16 protein-coding genes are annotated in these 18,436 nt (G+C 71.6%); 12 read left to right on the top strand and 4 right to left on the bottom strand.

The features are described 5' to 3' along the window. Positions 1-111 precede the first annotated feature (111 nt). Positions 112-1,422 (bottom strand): 3-phosphoshikimate 1-carboxyvinyltransferase, encoded by a 1,311-nt coding sequence (gene aroA, locus AB0H62_RS18615; RefSeq protein ID WP_360587078.1) that lies wholly within the window; start codon positions 1,420-1,422, stop codon positions 112-114. Positions 1,423-1,518: 96 nt separating this feature from the next. On the opposite strand from aroA, the gene AB0H62_RS18610 reads away from it, so the two are divergent. The 12 genes from AB0H62_RS18610 (at position 1,519) to AB0H62_RS18555 (ending at position 15,023) form a co-directional block, all read left to right on the top strand. After that, positions 1,519-3,219 carry a CTP synthase gene (locus AB0H62_RS18610; RefSeq protein WP_220241927.1) on the top strand — a complete coding sequence of 567 codons (1,701 nt, stop codon included), beginning with the start codon at positions 1,519-1,521 and terminating at the stop codon, positions 3,217-3,219. After that, positions 3,216-3,857: an NUDIX hydrolase gene (locus AB0H62_RS18605; protein ID WP_360587075.1), complete on the top strand. Its 642-nt coding sequence runs from the start codon at positions 3,216-3,218 to the stop codon at positions 3,855-3,857. Before AB0H62_RS18610 ends, AB0H62_RS18605 begins: the two co-directional genes overlap by 4 nt. Before the next feature lie 99 nt (positions 3,858-3,956). After that, positions 3,957-4,859 carry a site-specific tyrosine recombinase XerD gene (gene xerD, locus AB0H62_RS18600; protein WP_360587093.1) on the top strand — a complete coding sequence of 301 codons (903 nt, stop codon included), beginning with the start codon at positions 3,957-3,959 and terminating at the stop codon, positions 4,857-4,859. A gap of 123 nt (positions 4,860-4,982) precedes the next feature. After that, positions 4,983-5,987 carry an AAA family ATPase gene (locus AB0H62_RS18595; protein ID WP_220241925.1) on the top strand — a complete coding sequence of 335 codons (1,005 nt, stop codon included), beginning with the start codon at positions 4,983-4,985 and terminating at the stop codon, positions 5,985-5,987. Next, the gene (locus tag AB0H62_RS18590) at positions 5,984-6,385 is read left to right on the top strand and encodes a cobyrinic acid a,c-diamide synthase (protein WP_220241924.1); all 402 of its coding nucleotides are present in this window, start codon (positions 5,984-5,986) and stop codon (positions 6,383-6,385) included. The genes AB0H62_RS18595 and AB0H62_RS18590 overlap by 4 nt, the downstream gene beginning before the upstream one ends. Further along, entirely contained in the window at positions 6,385-7,419 is a 1,035-nt protein-coding gene (locus AB0H62_RS18585) for a segregation/condensation protein A (protein WP_220241923.1), read from the top strand. The genes AB0H62_RS18590 and AB0H62_RS18585 overlap by 1 nt, the downstream gene beginning before the upstream one ends. A 263-nt stretch (positions 7,420-7,682) precedes the next feature. Continuing rightward, a complete protein-coding gene (scpB, locus tag AB0H62_RS18580; RefSeq protein ID WP_255638865.1) occupies positions 7,683-8,507 on the top strand; it encodes an SMC-Scp complex subunit ScpB in 825 nt (274 codons plus the stop codon). After that, positions 8,497-9,249: a pseudouridine synthase gene (locus AB0H62_RS18575; protein WP_220241922.1), complete on the top strand. Its 753-nt coding sequence runs from the start codon at positions 8,497-8,499 to the stop codon at positions 9,247-9,249. Before scpB ends, AB0H62_RS18575 begins: the two co-directional genes overlap by 11 nt. An 848-nt stretch (positions 9,250-10,097) precedes the next feature. Further along, positions 10,098-11,294 carry a CoA transferase gene (locus AB0H62_RS18570; RefSeq protein WP_360587072.1) on the top strand — a complete coding sequence of 399 codons (1,197 nt, stop codon included), beginning with the start codon at positions 10,098-10,100 and terminating at the stop codon, positions 11,292-11,294. Continuing rightward, complete coding sequence (locus AB0H62_RS18565; RefSeq protein ID WP_220241920.1) at positions 11,291-12,103, top strand: cyclase family protein; 813 nt, start codon at positions 11,291-11,293, stop codon at positions 12,101-12,103. Before AB0H62_RS18570 ends, AB0H62_RS18565 begins: the two co-directional genes overlap by 4 nt. Further along, positions 12,100-13,527 (top strand): MmgE/PrpD family protein, encoded by a 1,428-nt coding sequence (locus tag AB0H62_RS18560; protein WP_220241919.1) that lies wholly within the window; start codon positions 12,100-12,102, stop codon positions 13,525-13,527. Before AB0H62_RS18565 ends, AB0H62_RS18560 begins: the two co-directional genes overlap by 4 nt. 26 nt (positions 13,528-13,553) lie before the next feature. Further along, on the top strand, positions 13,554-15,023 hold the full coding sequence (locus AB0H62_RS18555) for a dihydroorotase family protein (protein WP_220241918.1): 1,470 nt from the start codon (positions 13,554-13,556) through the stop codon (positions 15,021-15,023). 62 nt (positions 15,024-15,085) lie between these two features. Here AB0H62_RS18555 and AB0H62_RS18550 read toward each other — a convergent pair whose 3' ends face one another. The 3 genes from AB0H62_RS18550 to AB0H62_RS18540 all read right to left on the bottom strand — a co-directional run bounded on the left by AB0H62_RS18550 (position 15,086) and on the right by AB0H62_RS18540 (position 18,296). Next, positions 15,086-15,940, bottom strand: a complete 855-nt coding sequence (locus AB0H62_RS18550; protein WP_220241917.1) for an aldolase/citrate lyase family protein — start codon at positions 15,938-15,940, stop codon at positions 15,086-15,088. 36 nt (positions 15,941-15,976) lie between these two features. Next, positions 15,977-16,744 (bottom strand): IclR family transcriptional regulator, encoded by a 768-nt coding sequence (locus AB0H62_RS18545; protein ID WP_220241916.1) that lies wholly within the window; start codon positions 16,742-16,744, stop codon positions 15,977-15,979. Positions 16,745-16,892: 148 nt separating this feature from the next. Continuing rightward, on the bottom strand, positions 16,893-18,296 hold the full coding sequence (locus tag AB0H62_RS18540) for an MmgE/PrpD family protein (protein WP_220241915.1): 1,404 nt from the start codon (positions 18,294-18,296) through the stop codon (positions 16,893-16,895). Positions 18,297-18,436 lie beyond the last annotated feature (140 nt).

Below are 18,436 nucleotides of genomic sequence, written 5' to 3'. Positions count from 1 at the left end.
CTTCCGGATGGGGCGGTGCGATCGGCCCCCGGCCGATCCGACCGCCCCATCCGGAAGCCGGCTCAAAGGCGATCTCGCACGCCCCGGCGGAGCCGGGGCCAACAACACAAGCTACTGGCCCGAGCCGAGCATCCCGGTCCACGTCTCGACGAACGCCGGGAACGTTTTCCCCACCGTGGCGGGGTTTTCGACGCGGATGCCGGGCACGCGCAGGCCCAGCACGGCCGCGGCCATGACGAGGCGGTGGTCGTCGTAGGTGTGGAAGACGCCGCCGTGCAGCGGGGCCGGCGTGATGCGCAGGCCGTCGTCCGTTTCGGACACGTCGCCGCCCAGTGCCGACAGCTCCGTGGCCAGTGCTGTGATCCGGTCGGTCTCGTGGCCACGCAGGTGCGCGACGCCGCTGATCACCGACGGGCCGTCGGCGAAGCACAGCAGCGCGGCGACCACCGGGGTCAGCTCGCCGACCTCGTGCAGGTCGAGCTCGACCCCCGGGATGTGCGAGCCGCCGGTGACGGCGAGGCCGCCGTCCTCGAGCCGGACCGACGCGCCGAGCGCCGGCAGGAAGCTGCGCAGCCAGTCGCCGGGCTGGGTCGTGGTGCTCGGCCAGCCCGCGACGAGCACGGTGCCGCCCGCGGCCACGGCGGCGGCCACGAACGGCGCGGCCGTGGACAGGTCCGGTTCCACGACGTACTCGGGGCACGACAGCTTCGCCGGCGCGACGTGGAACTCCGCGCCTTCGCGCTCCACGGTGGCGCCGAAGCGGTGCAGCATGTCGAGCGTCATCGCGATGTGCGGCTCGCTCGGCGGCGCGTCGCCGACCAGGCGCACGGTCACGCCGCGGTCGAAGGACGGGCCGGCCAGCAGCAGCGCGGAGAGGAACTGGCTCGAGGCCGACGAGTCGAGGTCGACCGTGCCACCACGGACCCCGCCGTCGCCGTGGACCGTGAAGGGCGGGGCGCCGCGGCCGTCGTCGTCGATGCGCACCCCGAGGCGGCGCAGCGCGGCCAGCAGCGGGCCGATCGGGCGACGGCGGATGGCCTCGTCGCCGTCGAAGAGCACGGGGGAGTCGCCGAGCGCGGCGAGCGCGGGCGTGAAGCGGGCGACGGTGCCGGCGTTGCCGAGCGTGACCTCGACCGGCTCGCCGTGGCTGCTGCCGCCTGCGCCGAGGGGGTGGACGAGGAAGCCGTCGGCCGTCTCCTCCGACCGGGCGCCCAGCGAGGCCAGCGCGCCGAGCATGAGCCGCGTGTCGCGCGAGTCGAGCGGCACGCGCACCCGCGTCGGCGCGCCCGCGAGGGCAGCCAGCACGTAGGCGCGGTTCGTGATCGACTTCGAGCCCGGGACGCGCACCCGCGCGTCGGGTGCCGCCGCCGCGACCGGTGCGGCCCAGTGGTCGGCGTGGTCGTCCTTGTGCGCATCCGTCACGCAACGAAGCCTAGCGTGGCGGTCTCCGTCAACGCCGCCGCGCCGGGAACGGGCGCGAACGAGCGGATCGGCGTGCGTGCGATATGCTGGCGGCCCGTGGGACATCAGTCGCGGGCTACCAAGTTTGTCTTTGTCACCGGAGGCGTCGCCTCCTCTCTGGGTAAGGGATTGACGGCCTCGAGCCTCGGCCAGCTCCTTACCGCACGCGGGCTTCGCGTCACGATGCAGAAGCTCGACCCCTATCTCAACGTCGACCCTGGGACGATGAACCCGTTCCAGCACGGTGAGGTGTTCGTCACCGACGATGGTGCGGAGACGGATCTCGACATCGGGCACTACGAGCGGTTCCTCGACCGGGACCTCGACGGCAAGGCCAACGTCACGACCGGCCAGGTCTACTCGGAGGTCATCGCCAAGGAACGCCGCGGCGAGTACCTCGGCGACACGGTGCAGGTCATCCCGCACATCACGGACGAGATCAAGTCGCGCATCACCGCCGCGGCCGGTCCGGATGAGCACGGGAACACCCCGGACGTGGTCATCACCGAGGTCGGCGGCACGGTAGGCGACATCGAGTCTCTGCCGTTCCTCGAGGCGTGCCGTCAGGTGCGTCACGACGTCGGGCGGGATCACTGCTTCTTCCTGCACGTGTCGCTCGTGCCCTACCTCGCGCCGTCGGGTGAGCTCAAGACCAAGCCGACCCAGCACTCCGTTGCCGCGCTGCGCAACATCGGCATCCAGCCCGACGCGCTGGTCTGCCGGGCCGACCGGGAGATCCCCGAGGACCTCAAGCGCAAGATCGGCCTGATGTGCGACGTCGACTCGGAGGCGGTCATCGCCTGCCCGGACGCGCGCTCGATCTACGACATCCCCAAGGTGCTGCACGGCGAGGCGCTCGACGCCTACGTGGTGCGCCGCCTGGGGCTGCCGTTCCGCGATGTCGACTGGACGGTGTGGGGCGACCTGCTCAACCGGGTGCACAACCCGAGCGAGACGGTGCGGATCGCCGTGGTCGGCAAGTACATCGACCTGCCCGACGCGTACCTGTCGGTCACCGAGGCCCTGCGCGCGGGCGGGTTCGCCCACCGCGCCAAGGTCGAGATCGTGTGGGTCGCCTCGGACGACGCGCAGACCGCGTCGGGCGCCGCTTCGGTGCTGTCCGATGTGGACGGCGTGCTGATCCCCGGTGGGTTCGGCATCCGCGGCATCGAGGGCAAGGTCGGCGCCATCGAGTACGCGCGCACGCGCGGCGTGCCGCTGCTCGGGCTGTGCCTCGGCCTGCAGTGCATGGTCATCGAAGGCGCGCGGCACCTGGCGGGCATCGCGGACGCCAACTCGGCGGAGTTCGACGAGGACACCGAGCACGCGGTGATCTCGACGATGGCCGACCAGCGTGACGTGGTCGCGGGCGAGCGGGACATGGGCGGCACGATGCGCCTGGGCGCGTACCCGGCGAAACTCAAGCCGGGCTCGCAGGTCGCGAAGGCGTACGGCAGCACCGAGGTCTCCGAGCGCCACCGTCACCGCTACGAGGTCAACAACGCCTACCGCAAGCAGCTCTCCGACGCCGGGCTCGTGTTCTCCGGCACCTCGCCCGACGACCACCTGGTCGAGTTCGTGGAGCTGCCGGCCGACGTGCACCCGTTCTTCGTCGGCACGCAGGCGCACCCGGAGCTCAAGAGCCGCCCGACGCGGCCGCACCCGCTCTTCAGTGCGTTCGTGAAGGCCGTGGTGGACCGCAAGGTCGCCGAGCGGCTGCCGGTGGAGCTCGCCGAGGCGCCCGTGGCGGCCCGGTGACCGAGCCCGGCACGCACGAGTTCACGGTCGCCGGCACCCGGGTCGTCCACATCGGACGCGTCGTCGGCCTGCGGGTCGACGAGGTGGTGATGCCCGGCGGCGGGACGGCGAATCGCGAGGTCGTGGAGCACCTCGGTGCCGTCGCGATCCTCACGCTCGACGGCAGCGGTGTCGATGCCGCGGTGACGATGGTCCACCAGTACCGGCACCCGCTCGGGCGCCGGCTGTGGGAGCTGCCGGCGGGTCTGATCGACAAGCCGGGGGAGAACCCCGTCGACGCGGCGAAGCGCGAGCTCGTGGAAGAGGTCGGGCTGGCGGCGGACGAGTGGTCGACGCTGGTGGACGTGGCCGCCTCGCCAGGGTTCACCGACGAGGTGGTGCGGGTGTTCCTCGCCCGCGGCCTGTCCGAAGTGGACCGTGAGGTGCTCGGCGAGGAGGAGGCCGACCTCGTGGTGAAGAAGTTCCCGCTCGCCGAAGCCGTCGCCATGGTGCTCTCGGGTGAGGTGGTGAACGGCGCGACCGTCTCGGGTGTGCTGGCCGCCCACGCGGTGGTCACCGGCGCGGCGAAGGCCCGCCCGGCCGACGCGCCGTGGCGGGACCGGCCCACCCGCTTCGCCCGGCGCCGAGCGGAAGGCTGATCTACCCGTCCGTGCCCGCCGCGCGTCGGCGGGCACGGACGGCCCGGCGGCCTAGAGTGTGACCCCGTGACGGGCACGGGCAGGACGGCGGTGGGCGACGTGATCGCCGCGTACCTGGACCACCTCGTGGTCGAGCGCGGCACCGCCCGCAACACGCTCGACAGCTACGCCCGCGACCTGCGGCGGTACGCCGCGCACCTCGCCGCCGCGGACGTCACGCGGTTCCCGGACGTGACGGCGGCGCACGTCACGTCGTTCGGCGCGGCCCTGCGCGAAGGCGACGAGGAGCACCGGCCGCTCGCCGCGTCCTCGGCCGCGCGGGCGCTGGTCGCCGTGCGCGGGCTGCACAAGTTCGCCCACGCCGACGGCATCACCGAGCACGACCCCGCGCGCGAGGTCCGCCCGCCTGCCGCGGCGAAGAGGCTGCCCAAGGCGCTGCCCGTGACCGATGTCCTCAAGTTGCTCGAGACCCCGCCGCCCGACGGCGAGCGCGCGCTGCGCGACCGGGCGCTGCTCGAAATGCTCTACTCCACCGGCGCCCGGATCTCCGAAGCCGTCGGGCTCGACGTGGACGACGTCGACGACGTCGACCGCACCGTGCTGCTCGACGGCAAGGGCGGCAAACAGCGGCTCGTCCCGATCGGCCGGCCCGCGGTCGAGGCGCTGCACGCGTACCTCGTGCGGGCGCGCCCGGTGCTCGCGGCGCACGGGCGCGGCACGTCCGCGATGTTCCTCAACGCCCGCGGCAGCAGGCTGTCCCGCCAGAGCGCGTGGCAGGTCCTCAAGGACACCGCCGAACGCGCGGGGATCACCGCCGACGTCTCGCCGCACACCCTGCGCCACTCGTTCGCCACGCACCTGCTCGAAGGCGGTGCCGACGTGCGCGTCGTGCAGGAGCTGCTGGGCCACGCCTCGGTGACGACGACGCAGGTCTACACGCTCGTCACGGTCAACACGCTGCGCGAGGTCTACGCCACGGCGCACCCGCGCGCGCTGGGCTGAACCGGCCTCAGGGCATCAGCCACCAGTGGTGACTTCGCGCGCCCGGCCCGGCGCGGCGCTTTGCCGGGGCTCCGACTCCGCGCATAGGCTGCCGGGGACGCCGAAACAAGGAGCTTTCCCGCCATGTCGACACCGAACCAGCCGGAGCGCCCGGCCGCGTCCGCCGGTTCGGCCGCGGCTAGCCTCTCCCAGGCGCGAATCGCCACCCCCGCCAACCACGACGGGGACGAGCCGTCCGACGGCCCGCGCCTGAGCCGCGCCGAGAGAGCCCGGCTGCGCGCGAAGGAGCGCGAAGAGAGCGGCATCGGTCCCACGGGCCGGCCGCTGCGCGAGATCCCCGAACCCGCGCCGCTCGACCACCACGGTCCGGCCAAGGTGCTCGCGATGTGCAACCAGAAGGGCGGCGTCGGCAAGACCACGTCGACCATCAACCTGGGTGCGGCGCTCGCCGAGTGCGGGCGCCGCGTGCTGCTCGTGGACTTCGATCCGCAGGGCGCCCTGTCGGTGGGTCTCGGCATCCAGCCGCACGAGCTGGACCAGACGGTCTACAACGTCATCATGGAGCGCTCCGTCGGCATCGAGGACGTGCTCCGCAAAACCCGCGTCGACGGCGTTGACCTGCTGCCGAGCAATATCGACCTGTCCGCGGCCGAGGTCCAGCTCGTCGCAGAGGTAGGGCGCGAACACACGTTGTTACGGGTCCTTCGTCCGGTCATGAACGACTACGACTATGTTCTTGTCGACTGCCAGCCCTCGCTCGGCCTGTTGACGGTGAACGCATTGACCGCTGCGGACGGTGTGATCATCCCCCTGGAGTGCGAGTTCTTCAGTCTGCGAGGCGTCGCGCTCCTGATCGACACGATCGAGAAGGTGCAGGAACGCCTCAACCCCAAACTGGACATCACGGGGATTCTCGCCACGATGTACGACCCGAGAACCCTGCACTCGAAGGAGGTCATGGCTCGCGTGGTGGAGGCATTCGGCGACATCGTGTTCGACACGGTGATCAACCGCACCGTGCGGTTCCCCGAGACGACAGTCGCGGGTGAGCCGATCACGACCTGGGCCCCCAAGTCGGCCGGCGCGGCAGCCTATCGCGCGCTGGCTCGCGAGGTGATCGCTCGGTGAGCAGGCGCGCTTCCCTGCCCGGAGCGTCGGAACTCTTCCGCCTCACCTCCAGCCCTGTCAGCCCGGCACTCGACCGCCCGGCGGCGCCCGCACCGGCCGAACCGCTCCCGAGGAAGAGCGAGGACGCCGACCAGCTCAGCCGCGCCGCGGCGCGCAGCGGCTCCGGCCGCACGAAGCACGACGCGAAGATCACGGTGTACGTCGCGGGCGACGAGCTGCTCGCGATGGAGCAGACCCGGCTGAACCTGCGGGCCAAGCACAACCTCGTGGTCGACCGCGGCCGCCTGGTGCGCGAGGCCGTGGCCGTGCTGATCGCGGACTTCGACCAGCGCGGCGAAGATTCGGTGCTGGTCCAGCGATTGCAGGCGATGGAAGAAGAAGGCGGAACCGAGGGCTGATGGACGAACCGGCATCGGCCGAGCAGCCGGAGCCGGACGCCGCGGCCCCGGGTACCGAGACGCCGATCCAGCAGGAAACCCCCAGCCCGGACGAGACTCCGAGCCAGGACGAGACGGCGGGCCAGGGCGAAACTGCGACGGCGGAGGAAACGCCGGGCCAGGAGGAGAAGCCCGTCGAGCACGAGACCGTGCACGGCGGGACGATCCCGGAGGGCTACGCCGAGGAGCTCAGCACCTCGAAGTTCAAGGTGCGCCTGAAGAACTTCGAGGGGCCGTTCGACCTGCTGCTGCAGCTGATCTCGCAGCACCAGCTCGACGTCACCGAGGTCGCGCTGCACACGGTCACCGACGACTTCATCGCCTACACGCGCGCACTCGGGTCCGACTGGAACCTCGACGAGACCACGGAGTTCCTGGTCATCGCCGCGACCCTGCTGGACCTCAAGGCCGCGCGGCTGCTGCCCTCGGCGGAAGTGGAGAACGAGGACGACCTCGCGCTCCTGGAGGCCCGCGACCTGCTCTTCGCGCGCGTGCTGCAGTACCGCGCGTACAAGCAGGTGGCGGCGCTGTTCGGCGAGCTGGAGCAAGGCGCGCTGCGGCGCTACCCGCGCTCGGTGGCGCTGGAGGAGCGTTATGTCGGGCTGCTGCCCGAGGTGATGCTCGGCGTGACGCCGCCGAAGTTCGCGGACATCGCCGTCACGGTCTTCAAACCGAAGCCGCCGCCGACGGTGTCGCTCGCGCACCTGCACATGGGCCACGTGTCCGTGCGCGAGCACGCGGCGCTGCTGCGGCTGAAGCTCGCGGAGGTGGGGCAGGCCACGTTCAAGGAGCTCGTGGAGGACTGCGAGTACACCGTGGAGATCGTCGCGCGGTTCCTCGCGCTGCTGGAGCTGTACCGCGAGTCGACGGTGCAGTTCGAGCAGCTCGAGGCGCTCGCCGAGCTCCACGTGCGCTGGACCGGCGGCAGCGTCGCGGAGGCCTCGGCCGCCGCGGCCCACGACCGCACGGCGGCCGACGAAGAGGAGTACGGGTGAGCACCGAAGACGACCGCGCCGCGACGCCTGCCGTGGAAGCGATCGACCTCGATGAGGTCGTGACGCCGAACGCGTCGGTGTCCGAGCCGCCCGAACCCGGTGTCGCGCCGGAAGGTTCTCCGCAGGAGGACGTTGCCGCGGCTTCGCCCGGCACGACCGGCGAAGGGGTCGAAAGCGACAGGGCGCCGGAGGAAGCCGAGTCGAGCGCGGACGAGGCGAGCGCGGACGAGGCGAGCGCGGACGAGGCCGAGCCGGAGCCCGGGGTGACCGAGGCCCCGGCGGAACCCGAGCCGGAACCCGAGGCCGTCGAGGCGAGCGAGGTTCGGGCCGACACCGAGGCCGAAGCCGCGGAGGCGGGCGAGGCACACCCGAAGCCCGAGTCCGCCGAGCCGAGCGCCCAGCCGGAAACCGAGTCCGACGCCGAGCGCGCCGAAGCCGAGCGCCCCGAAGCCGAATCGGGCGAGGGCGAGCCGGGGGAGGCGGCCGCCGGAGCCGAGCAGCCGGACTCGGAGGAGGGTGTCGAGCCGGTCAGCGACCTGCCCGACGTGACGTCCGACGAGGCGCTGGAGGCCGCTCTCGAGGCGCTGCTGCTCGTCGTCGACTCACCGGCGGGCGAGCAGATGCTGGCCGAGACCGTGGCGCAGCCGGTGGCGCGGGTCACCGTCGCGCTGCGGACGATGGCGCAGCGGCTCACCGAGCGGGGCAGCGGGATCGACCTGCGGCGCGTCGGCGAAGGGTGGCGGTTCTACACTAGAGACACGTACGCCCCGTTCGTGGAGAAGCTCCTGCTCGACGGCCAGCGGTCGAAGCTGACCCGGGCCGCGCTGGAGAGCCTCGCCGTGATCGCGTACCGGCAGCCGGTGACCAGGGCCAGGGTCGCCGCGGTGCGCGGGGTCAACGTCGACGGCGTGATCCGCACCCTGCTGGCCCGCGGCCTCATCGAAGAGATGGGCACCGACCCCGAGACGACGGGCACGCTGTACGTGACGACCGAGCTGTTCCTGGAGCGACTGGGGCTGTCGTCGCTGAACGACCTGCCCCCGATCGCTCCGCTGCTACCCGAAGTGGACACCATCGATGACATCTGACCAGCACCCCGACGGCGTCCGGCTGCAGAAGGTCCTCTCCCAGGCCGGCATCGCGTCGCGGCGCGCGGCCGAGGACCTGATCGTGGAGGGCCGGGTGGAGGTGGACGGCCAGATCGTCACCGAGCTGGGCCGCCGCGTCGACCCGGTCGAGGCCGTGATCCACGTCGACGGCACGCGCGTGAACCTGCGCGACGACCTCGTGTACCTCGCCTTCAACAAGCCCAAGGGCGTGCACTCGACGATGTCGGACGACCGCGGCCGCCCGTGCGTCGGCGACTACCTGCGCGGCCGCTGGGAGGAGACCCCCGGCGTCGTGCACGTGGGCCGGCTCGACGAGAACACCGAGGGCCTGCTGCTGCTCACCAACGACGGCGACCTCGGCCACCGGCTGATGCACCCGTCGTACAACGTGCTCAAGACCTACTTCGCCGAGGTCGAGGGTCTCGTGCCGCGCGGGCTCGGCAAGGAGCTGCGCGCCGGCTGGGAGCTGCCCGACGGGATCGTGAAGGTCGACCAGTTCCGCGTGAAGGACATGCACTCCGGCCGGAGCATGATTGAGCTCGTGATCCACGAGGGTCGCAAGCACATCGTGCGCCGGCTCATGGCCTCGACCGGCCACCCCGTGCGCAAGCTCGTGCGCACGGCAATCGGCGACGTGCAGCTGGGTGCCCAGCGCCCCGGCACGATCCGCCGGCTCAACCGCGGTGAGGTCGGCTCGCTGTACCGAAACGTGGACCTGTAAACACCGGCTTTCCACCCTGGCGACCTGATCGACGCCCCGGGTTCGCCGGCGGCGTCGAGCCGGTCGGGTCGAAGTTGCGGCGACCGGCCGCATCGGTGGATGGCCGTGGCCTAACGGCGGGCTGAACCGAGGTCGGCACGGACGAGGTCACGCCGCGGCTCGACAGCGGGCTTCGTTCAGGAGCCGCCCGTCCCCGCACCTGCCGCGGCACTCAAGCCCCGGACGGGGGAAGGGTGACTCCCGAGCCCGGCCCCGTCCCGCGAGTGCGGCACACCTTCCGATCGTTTCGCGCGACTCCGGCCGTCGCCGGCGACCAGACGCTGGAGCCCGATCACGTAGCCGGCCTCGCTGCGACACGCGCGAGGCTCGGCGTCGCGCTGCGATCGCCCCGTCATCAGCTCTGCCGGGAGCCATGATCCCGTTGTGAGACAAGGCCGCGCCGACGATTTCGTCCCGTTGGGACACCGGATCGCCGAGGCCCCGGCGCGGCCGTCCTTCTCCTTCCCTCCGGACACCGCCGGACCAGTACGGCTCCGTGGCGCGCCGGCCAGACGAGGCCGGCGCCGTCGAGCCGCCGCACCTCCCGGTCGCCGGCCGCGCAAGTGGTGGGCCTGCCGCTCGATCACCTACCGGCGCCGGGGTGCTCGCCCATCGCCGTTCCGGCAAGCGGAACGTGATCGACAGGGAAGTCATTGATCCGACCACGGGTGATCACAGCGGTCTGGTCGGGCTTGCATGTGGGGATAGCCTCAATGTCCGCAGATTCGACTCGACCTCTTCAGGTGGACGCCCGTTCCGGCTACAGTCGTCGCCAGATGGAGTGTTTCTTCTGACGGAACGAGGTTCGAGTGGCTTCAGCGGCAGCTCTCGACGGACTACGCGTGCTCGACGTGTCCACGATCCTGGCGGGCCCGTTCTGCTGTCAGATCCTCGGTGACTTCGGTGCCGACGTGATCAAGATCGAGCACCCGCGCAACGGCGACAACATGCGCGGCCACGGCCGGAGCAAGAACGGCGTCCCGCTGTGGTGGAAGGAGATCAGCCGCAACAAGCGGACCATCGCCCTCGACCTCAAGGACGAGCGCGGCGGCGAGGTGTTCCGTGCTCTGGCGAAGACGGCGGACGTCGTCGTCGAGAACTTCCGTCCGGGGACCCTCGAGCGGTGGGGCATCGGCCCCGACGCGCTGTTCGCCGAGAACCCCGGGCTGGTGCTCGTGCGGCTCACCGGCTTCGGCCAGACCGGTCCCTACGCCGGCCGGGCCGGCTTCGGCACGCTCGTCGAAGCCATGAGCGGCTTCGCTTCGCTGACCGGGCAGCCCGACGGCCCGCCGACTTTGCCGGCCTTCGGCCTGGCTGACAGCATCTGCGGGATCGCCGCTTCGTCGGCCGTGATGATGGCGCTCCGCCACCGCGACCGGACCGGCGAGGGACAGGTCGTCGACATGAGCCTGCTCGAGCCGATCATGGCAGCCGTCGGGCCCGGTCCGACGATCTACCAGCAGCTCGGCGAGGTCGAGCAGCGCCATGGCAACCGGTCGACCAACAACGCGCCGCGCAACACCTACCGGACCTCGGACGGCGGGTGGGTGGCCGTTTCCACCAGCGCCCAGCGGATCGCCGAACGGGTGCTGGAGCTGGTCGGCCATCCCGAGGTGATCAGCGAACCGTGGTTCGCCACCGGCGGCGGCCGGGCGGCGCACGTCGACCTGCTCGACGACTACGTCGGCAGCTGGATCGCGCAGCGCAGCCGTGACGAGGTCATCAGCGCCTTCACCGAGGCCGGTGCCGCCATCGCCGCCGTCTACGACGCCCGCGACCTGGTCGAGGATCCCCACGTGCGGGAGACGCAGATGCTGCTGGAGGTCGACGACGCCGACTTCGGGCCGCTGCTGCAGCACAACGTGATGTGGCGGATGAGCGCTTCGCCGGGGGCGATCAGGTTCACCGGCCGCGGGCTGGGCGAGAACACCGACGAAGTCTTGACCGAGGCCGGCCTCGAGGCCGGCCGGATCGCCGAGCTCAAGGAGAGTGGGATCATCCGATGACCGATGCATTGCTCAGCGCGGTTCAGGGCGGGCTGGACGTGGTCGACCTGGGACGACAGCTGCGGGTCGGCATGCCCCAGTCCCCGAACCACCCCCAGTTCTGGCACACCCTGCCGCGCCGCCACGGCGACATGACGCGTGCCGACGGGGGCAGCGCCGCCAATGACATGATCACGATGGGCTGCCACGTGGGCACGCACATCGACGCGCTGGCGCACGTCTCGCACGACGGGCTCATGTTCGGCGGCGTCGACGCGATGCAGGCCGGGGTCGGTGGCAAGTACGACGCGCTCGGCGTTCACTCCATCGCGCCGATGATCCGCCGTGGTGTGCTCCTCGACATCGCGGGACTGCACGGAGTCGGCTGCCTCGACGGCGGCTACGAGATCACCGTCGGCGACCTGGAAGCGGCCGCCAAGAACGCGGACGGCGGTGTCGGTGAGGGAGACGTGGTGCTCATCCGCAGCGGCTGGGGCACGAAGTTCGCCGAGGGCGGCGCCTACGTGGGCGGGCCGTCCGGGGTCCCGGGGGTCGGCGAGGCCGGCGCTCAGTGGCTCGCCGAGCGGCGCATCCACGCCGCCGGCGCCGACACCATCGCGTTCGAGCGGCTCGCGCCCGGCGGTGGGCACGCGCTGCTGCCGGCACACCGTGTCCTGCTCGTCGAGAGCGGGATCTACCTCATCGAGGCGCTCGACCTCGAGGAGCTGGCCGGCCGCGGGTGGGCGGAGTTCACGCTCGTGCTGGTGCCGCTCAACATCTACGGCGCGACCGGGTCGCCGGTGCGCCCGCTGGCGGTGCGTACCGCGTGAGCGAGCAGACCCTGGCCCAGCAGCTCGGCGCCTTCGCGGCCGGCACGTCCTACGACGACCTCCCGGCCGAGGTCGTGGAGAGCGTGAAGATGCGGGTGCTCGACATCCTCGGCATCGCCGCCGCCGCCAGCACGCTCGAAACCAGCCGCTCCGCGCGGGAGTGGGCCGGCAGCCAGGGCGGGACGGGCGCCGCCTCGGCCGTCGGTGTGCCCGGCCGGCTGCCCGCCAACATGGCCGCCTTCGTCAACGGGGTCCTCGCTCACTCCCTCGACTATGACGACACCCATCTGCCGTCGGTCCTTCATCCGAGCGCCTCGGTCGTCCCTGCGGCACTGGCCGCCGCCGAGCGTGCCGGCGCGGACGGTCGTGAGCTCATCCGGGCGGTCGCGATCGGGATCGAGATCTGCGTCCGGCTCGGCATGGCCGGTTACGACCAGGCGAGCAACAACTCCGTCTTCTTCGAGCACGGCCAGCACGCCACGTCGATCTGCGGCGCGATGGGTGCCTCGGTCGCGGCGACGCTGCTCGCCGGTGGCGATGAGCAAGCCGTCGTCGATGCGCTCGGCGTCACGGCCTCGCTGGCCTCGGGCATCATCGAGGCCAACCGCACCGGCGGCACGGTCAAGCGGATCCACTGCGGGTGGGCGGCGCACGCGGCTGTCTCCGCGGCGGAGCTGGTCAAGCTCGGCCTGACCGGTCCGCCCACGGTGCTCGAGGGCCGGTTCGGCTTCTTCCAGGCCTGGCTGCACGGCATCTTCGACCCGGCGGCCATCGTCGACGGGCTGGGGACCGAGTGGTCGGTCCCGGGCATCTTCTTCAAGCCCTACCCGGCGAACCATTTCACGCACGCGGCCGTCGACGCCGCCGCGCAGCTGCGCGCGGACGGCGTACGGGTCGAGGACATAGTCTCGCTCCAGCTCGGCGTACCGGCGCAGAACCTGCGCACGGTGGGGGAGCCGATCGAGGTGAAGCGGACGCCGCAGACCGGCTACATGGCCCAGTTCAGCGGTCCCTACGCGGTCGTGCTCGGCCTGCTGGGCGGCTCCGGTCTCGGTGCCGGGCTCGACGACTACACCGACGAACTCGCGCAGGACCCCGAGCGAAGAGCGTTGATGGCGAAGGTGGACGTGACGGCCGACGAGCGGTGCACGGAGATCTTCCCGCACCAGTTCCCCGCGGTGCTCACGGCGCGGCTCAAGGACGGCCGCGAGGTGGTGGCCGAGGTGTTCACGAACCGCGGTGGCCCGCAGCGACCGCTCTCGTTCGAAGAGCTGGCCGCCAAGTTCCACGACAACGCCCGGCGGGTGCTGCCTCCCGATCGGGCCGACGAACTCGCGGCGGCCTGCCGCACGCTCGAGGACTGCACCGACCTCATGGAGCTGCTCGCTTCCCTGACGAAGGTCGACGACCCCGCTCGCACGTAGGACGAACAACCGAAGGATGAGGGAAAATGGCTGAATTCGACTTGGTGATCCGTAACGCCCAGGTGGTGCGCCCCGCGAGCGATGCCCCCGAGCGCCTCGACGTCGCCGTCAAGGACGGCAAGTTCGCCGCCTTCGAGCCGAGCATCGACTCCGAGCGCGCAGCCGAGACGGTCGACGCCGCCGGCAAGCACCTCTTCCCCGGTGTGGTGGACGTCCACCAGCACTGGGGCATCTACAACGAACTCGGCGAGGACACCAGCTCGGAGAGCCAGGCCTCGGCGCAGGGCGGTGTCACGACCGGCATCACCTACATCCGCACCGGTGCCTACTACATGAACCGGACCGGGCCGTACCGCGAAGTGTTCCCCGACGTGCTGGCAGCCGCCGAGGGCCGCTCCTTCATCGACTACGCGTTCCACGTGGCGCCGATCCTCAAGGAGCACATCGACGAGATCCCCGACCTGATCGGGGAGTTCGGGGTGCCCTCGTTCAAGATCTTCATGTTCTACGGCAGCCACGGGCTGCACGGCCGCTCGAGCGACCAGAGCTCGTTCCTCATGATCCCCGAGGACGAGTCCTACGACCTGGCCCACTTCGAGTTCGTGATGCGGGGCATCGAGAAGGCGCGTCGCGACCCCCGGTTCGCTGCCGACCGCGAGAACATCTCGCTGTCGCTGCACTGCGAGACGGCGGAGATCATGCGGGCCTACACCAAGCTGGTCGAGCAGGAGGGCAAGCTGACCGGCCTCGAGGCGTACAGCGCCTCGCGGCCGCCGCACTCGGAGGGCCTGGCGATCACCATCGCTTCCTACCTGGCCCACGAGACCGAGCTGCCCAAGATCAACCTGCTGCACCTGACCTCGCGCAAGGCGATCGAGGCCGCCATGATGATGCAGGAGACCTTCCCGCACATCGACTTCCGCCGCGAGGTGACGGTCGGCCACCTGCTCGCCGACTTCACGACCGCCAACCTCGGCGGCAAGGTCAACCCGCCGCTTCGCTCCCGCGAAGACGTCGAGTCGTTGTGGGAACACCTGCTGGCCGGCCACTTCTCGTGGGTCACCTCGGATCACGCGTGCTGCCGCGACGAGACCAAGTTCGGCGAGCCCCGCGAGGACGTTTTCGTGGCCAAATCCGGCTTCGGCGGCACCGAGTACCTGCTGGCGGGCATGGTCAGTGAAGGCCGCAAGCGTGGTCTGTCCTACCCGCGCATCGCCGAACTCGTCGCCAAGAGCCCGGCCGAGCGGTTCGGGCTGCGCGGCAAGGGTGATCTCGCCGTCGGGTACGACGCCGACTTCTGCCTGCTCGACGACACGGTCGACTACACCGTGCACGCGCAGGACTCGCTCTCCACGCAGGAGTACACCCCGTTCGAGGGCTTCGAGCTGACGGCCAAGGTGACCGACACCTGGGTCCGCGGCACCGAGGTCTTGCGTGCGGAGAAGATCGTCGGCACCCCGACGGGCCGGTTCGTGAAGCGCTCGGGTCAGGCCTGACGCACCGATATCCAAGATCTCCCAGGGGGACCGGTCGGCGCCGTCAGGCGCCGGCCGGACCCTCAGTCATCCCGACGGCGTCCGAGCGTCTCCCGGGCCGATCTGATCACGGCTGCGTCGATCAACCGTCCCGCGGCATCCAGCGTCACTCCGCCCTGGGCCGCGGAGAACCGATCGAGGACGTCACGCGCCGCGGCCACCGCCTCGGCGGTGGGGGCCAGCACCTCGTGAATCACGGGGACCTGGGCGGGATGGATGGCGGTTCGTGAGCGGAAGCCGAGGTCGGCCAGCTCCCGGGTCGTTCGCCGGAAGGCGTCGAGGTCGCGAAAGTCGACCGACGTGGGCGCCACCGGTGCGGCGAGGCCCGCGGCGGCGCAGTGGAGCACGACCTGGAGTCTGAGCTGGGTGATCGCGTCGGCGGTCGCGGTGGTGCGGGCGATCCGGAGGGCGGCGAGCAGGTCCACCTCGCCCAGGCCGAGTGTCGTGAGGCGGGGATGGGCGGCGAGCTCGCCGAGGGCGAGCACCGAAGCCGCGTCCTCGACCAGCCCGACGACGGGCACCGGGGGCAGGTCCTGCTCGGCTTCGGCTCCGTCGAGCCGCGCGGCGAGCTCGCTCATGGACTTGGGGGAGCACTTGGCCAGCACGATGCCGTCGAGGCCAGGACGGACGACGGCTTCGAGATCATCGGCGAGCCGATCCGCGTCGACCCGGACCCAGGTCTGGGCGCCGGCCTCGGCTCCCGGGGCCTGGCGGTCCCGGCCCAGCCAGGCGGCGACCGCGCCGCGGGCCGCGCTCTTCTCGGCGACCGGCACCGCGTCCTCGAGGTCGAGGATGACGGCGTCGGCCGCCCCGGTCGAGGCCTTGGCGAACAGCGACGGGCGTGAGGCGGGAACGTAGAGGAACGAGCGGGGCAGCACGGTGTCTCCTGCTGGGCTGTCGGGTCGGGGGCTGGGTCAGCCGCGCAGACGCTGGGTGATGGCGTGCGACGCCTCGACCACAAGCGCCGCGTGCTCCTCGTGGTCCTCGATCGCGTAGCGGAAGGCCGGACCGGAGGAGCTGATGGAGCCCATCACGTTGCCGGCCGAGTCGAAGAACGGTGCGGCGATGGAGGCGGCGCCGGTGTTGCGCTCGTTGATGGACGTGGCATATCCGTGCTCGCGAACCCGGTCCAGGCCGTCGCGGTAGGCGTTCTCGTCCAGACCGGCGCGCCGCGCGCGCAGCTGGCGGACCGCCTCGTCGATGAGGGAGAGCGAGAGGAAGGCGAGGATCGCGCGACTCGAAGCACCGGAGTGCAGGGGGTAACGCGGCCCGATCTCGATGACCATCTTCACCTCCTCGGGAGATTCGAACTGGTCGAGGTAGATCCGCTCGTTGCCGACGAGCACCGAGAGGGTCGTGGTCTCCCGGGTGGTGTCTCGCAGCCGACGAAGGATCGGCGAGGCGATGCTGCGCACGTCGATCTGGCTCCACGCCCGCGCCGAGAGACCCAGCGCCGCCGGTCCGAGCACATAGGACGACCCACCGGGCGCCACCTTGGCCAGTGAGCGGGAAACCAGGGACTGCAGGATCCGGTGGACGACGGCCTTGCTGAGGGACAGGTCACGGGCGATCTGGGATACCCCGAGCGGACTGTCGGACCGCGCGAAGAGGAGGAGGACGTCGGCGACCCGGTCCGCGGCCTCGGTACCTCCCGGAGTCTCGACCGTCCGTTCGCGAACCACAGGATCCCCTTTTCTTCCGGACAAGTTCGGCCTCACGAAACGAGGCAAGGTCGGCGCGGATCACGTTCGCCCGTCAGATCCGCGGATCGCGCTCCCGGCGCGATACCCGAGGGGCCCGGGGGGCGGCCGGTGCGGCCGGTGCCGATTTTCACGACGGCCGTCGTACGTCGAGCGTGCGCAGCACGAGGCCGAACGGGATCGGGCCGTCCTGGCCGAGAGAGGCCACGGCAGCGAGCACTGCCCGCGCCCCGCTCTCACCGACGGCGTCGGTCAGCAGCGTCGCGGCCTTTTGACCGACCACCGGGTCGTCGACCGCGTCAGGCCCGTCACCGCGGGGGGCGCCGTCGCGTGACGCGGTGAGCTGGGTGCCGTCGGTGAACCGCACGGTGACCGTGGCCGGGCGCCCCGCCGGATACCCGGCGTCGAGGGTCCGGTCGTGTTCCACCCGCACCCGAGCCGCCAGATCCCGCACCGCGGTGACGCGGAGGGTGCCGGACTCGAACGCGTGGGTCCGCAGTGTGCCCAGGACCAGACCGGCGGCCACGCTCCACGGGATGCTGAACCGGGCGGCCATTTCACTGCGGGGCCGCACGTTGTCGAACGCGGCCGCCGCGGCGTAGGTGCGGACCGTGACCGCGGCGATCTCTTCGGGCCGGTAAGGACGGGTCGCGAGGTCCTCGACGGCGTCGTTGACGCCGTGCAGCAGGGCGCAGGTGGGGTGGCGCTTGAGGTACCCCTGGGTGATGGTCCAGTCGCCGGCGGCGACCAGTGCGATCAGCCGCTCGGAGAATCCGCCCTGGTCGGCCGCGACCCAGCGGGCGAAGTGGCGTTCCAGTGTTCCCGGCTGCGCCCGGAGGCCCGCCGCGGCCGCCTGGCCGTGGATGACCGCGGTCTGTGCCGCGCAGGCGAGGTAGAGGTTCTGGCTGGTCCAGCCGTCGAAGACCCCCGGCGCGTCGGGCACCGTGGTCAGCGCGGCACACGAGTCGATGGCCCCGGCAATGGTCTCCGCGTCGCCACCGCTGAGCACGTGGGCAACGCCGGCCGCGGCCCCGAGCGTCGCCCAGGTCCCGATGTCGTGGACCCCGGCCGGGGTCCCGCCCATCGCGAGGCCGATCCGCACGCCCGTCTCGTAGCCGGCCAGCACGGCCGACAGCGTCGCCGGGCCATCGGCGCCGCAGGCCTCGGCGGCAGCGAGAACGGCCGGCACCACGTGGGACGCCGGATGGCCGCGAGCGCGCCGGTGCCCGTCCTGGAGCTGCTCGCGCGCGACCGGCATCGCGTTGAGGAATGCCGCCTGGGCCGGTGGGAAACCCGTCCGGTGGCCCAGCACGCTGCTGGGGCCGGCACCGATCGCGTAGGTGGCCTGGAGAACCGCGATGTCGGGCCGGGCCAGACCGGCGGCCGCCGTGGCCACCACGTCGGCGACGAGCGCCCGTACCCGGTGCCGTACCGCGTCCGGGGCCGCGGGCTCGCGGATACTTGCCGCGAAGGTGCCCAGGCGCGCGGCGAGGCCGGCGCCGGCTGTCGGCACGGGCGGTGACGCGCTCTCCACGGGGATCTCCTCGATAGCCGGGGCACAGGACCGCGGGGGGCGCCGCGCACGGGACGCGCGCGGCCGGCCGCCACCGCCGGAAGCCACTGTAACAACTGCGTTTCTGTAGACGGAACAAGTCTGGCTGCCGTCCCGTCGGG

The sequence above is a fragment of the Amycolatopsis sp. NPDC050768 genome (genome assembly GCF_040654155.1).
GTDB lineage: Bacteria > Actinomycetota > Actinomycetes > Mycobacteriales > Pseudonocardiaceae > Amycolatopsis.
Note: the sequence above shows the minus strand (reverse complement) of the source record. Positions and strands in the feature narration are given on the sequence as shown.

Excerpts from the sequence above, each read along its gene's own strand:
- AB0H62_RS18575 (WP_220241922.1), top strand. The coding sequence starts at position 8,497 with ATGACATCTGACCAGCACCCCGACGGCGTCCGGCTGCAGAAGGTCCTC.
- AB0H62_RS18565 (WP_220241920.1), top strand. The coding sequence starts at position 11,291 with ATGACCGATGCATTGCTCAGCGCGGTTCAGGGCGGGCTGGACGTGGTC.
- AB0H62_RS18555 (WP_220241918.1), top strand. The coding sequence starts at position 13,554 with ATGGCTGAATTCGACTTGGTGATCCGTAACGCCCAGGTGGTGCGCCCC.
- AB0H62_RS18595 (WP_220241925.1), top strand. The coding sequence starts at position 4,983 with ATGTCGACACCGAACCAGCCGGAGCGCCCGGCCGCGTCCGCCGGTTCG.
- AB0H62_RS18585 (WP_220241923.1), top strand. The coding sequence starts at position 6,385 with ATGGACGAACCGGCATCGGCCGAGCAGCCGGAGCCGGACGCCGCGGCC.